This window comes from Actinomycetospora sp. (genome assembly GCF_055612215.1).
Genome location: NZ_JBVPVA010000637.1, coordinates 1 through 1,126 on the forward strand (window position 1 = coordinate 1; position 1,126 = coordinate 1,126).

Consider the following 1,126-nt stretch of genomic DNA (forward strand, 5'->3'; position numbering starts at 1 on the left):
CCTGCACTTCGCCCAGGGCGACGGCGAGATCAGCTTCTGCGGCGCGGTGGAGATGGGCGGCTACGTCGACGTCCACGTCGACCTCATCAAGGGCGGCGTCGACAAGTACAAGGCGACGATGCCGATCTTCCAGCCCGGCCGCCACGAGCCGCGCTACGACGAGTTCGTCTCGTTCATCGGTATTTCGGTCGACGAGGGCGGCGACCAGCACTACATGAACGCGACGATCGCGTACAAGCAGGCCTGTCTGCACGCGATCGACTACCTGACGCAGTTCGGCTACACCGGCGAGCAGGCCTACCTGATCCTGTGCGCGGCCCCGATCGAGGGGCGGGTCAGCGGCATCGTCGACATCCCCAACGCCTGCTGCTCGCTCTACGTGCCGACCGGGATCTTCGACGTGGACATCCGCCCGGGTGCCGACGGCCCGACGGTGGTGCAGCGCGGCCAGTGCGCCACCGCGAGCTGACCGTAGGCCGCTGCGGGCAGCGGTGGCCAGGCTACGAGCCGGTGCCGGAGTGGATCACCGGGATGGGTCTGGGGGCCTCGTTCGGGGTCCCCGGGCTCACTCCGCGTCGGACAGCAGCAGCTCCCGCAACACCTGCGCCTGCCCCGCGCGCCGTGCCGTCTGCGTGATCAGGTGCAGCAGGATCCAGCGCAGCTCGATGTGGCCGCGGCGGTCGTCGCGCACCGCGTCGTCGAGGGACTCCGCGCCGGCGAGGGCGTCCCGGGCCCGCTCGCAGACGTCCTGGTACTCCTCCACGACCGTCAGCGGGTCCTCGAGCACGCTGGTGCGGAACGCCTCGTCGGACTCGTCGACGTCGACGTCGACGAAGGCGCGCGCGGCCCGGCCGCCGCGCTCGCCCCAGCGCTCGACGAGCCAGGCCCGCTCGAGCTCGGTGAGGTGCTTGACGAGGCCGGTGAGGCTGGGCCCGGTCTCGGGGACGCGGCGGCGCAGGGCCTCGGGGGGCAGCCCGTCGAGGGCCAGGATCACCTGCGTGCGGAAGTAGTCCAGCCAGCCCTCGAGGGCCTCGCGCTCCTCGGCGACCTCGGGGGGCTGCCGGCGCTGAACGGGGGCGCGGAAGACCACCGGACCGGTCGGGGGCTCCGCGACCGGGAGATCCTC

2 protein-coding genes are annotated in these 1,126 nt (G+C 72.1%); one reads left to right on the forward strand and one right to left on the reverse strand.

Going from position 1 to position 1,126, the window contains the following annotated elements:
• A partial coding sequence (locus AC0CYZ_RS17415) for an acetamidase/formamidase family protein (RefSeq protein WP_472217567.1) occupies window positions 1–469 on the forward strand: 469 nt, incomplete at its 5' end.
• Between the two features lie 96 nt (window positions 470–565).
• Here the strand turns inward: AC0CYZ_RS17415 and AC0CYZ_RS17420 are convergent.
• Window positions 566–1,126 (reverse strand): mycothiol transferase (locus AC0CYZ_RS17420; protein ID WP_472217569.1); only part of this gene is annotated, 561 nt, incomplete at its 5' end.